The organism is Janthinobacterium sp. FT14W (assembly GCF_009208755.1).
Taxonomy (GTDB): domain Bacteria; phylum Pseudomonadota; class Gammaproteobacteria; order Burkholderiales; family Burkholderiaceae_D; genus Janthinobacterium; species Janthinobacterium violaceinigrum.
The window spans coordinates 1-261 of record NZ_WFLL01000167.1 but is presented as its reverse complement, the minus strand read 5'-3'; the positions used below and the strand labels follow the sequence as shown (position 1 = coordinate 261).

General features: G+C 57.9%; 1 protein-coding gene. It reads left to right on the top strand.

Translation table 11 applies throughout. The features are described 5' to 3' along the window. Positions 1-59: 59 nt before the first annotated feature. Positions 60-261 (top strand): ESPR domain-containing protein (locus tag GCN74_RS28470; RefSeq protein ID WP_193317315.1); only part of this gene is annotated, 202 nt, incomplete at its 3' end.

Sequence of the window (261 nt, the reverse complement as noted above, 5' to 3'; positions counted from 1 at the left end):
CACCCGCCAGCCGTTCTCTTCTCCCTTATCGCACTAATTGATTGTCGCTAGGACATGTCATGAACAAGAACCTGTACCGCATCATCTTTAATAAACGCCGTGGCCAACTGATGGTGGTCGCCGAAAACGCTTCGTCGCAAGGCAAGGCGGCCAAGGGAGAAGGTGGCCTGGACAGCGGCGTGTTTGAAGGCGATGGCGGTGACGGGCCAAGTGTCAGTGTGAATGGCAAGTTGCGGCCGCTGGCGCTGGCCGTATTCGGCG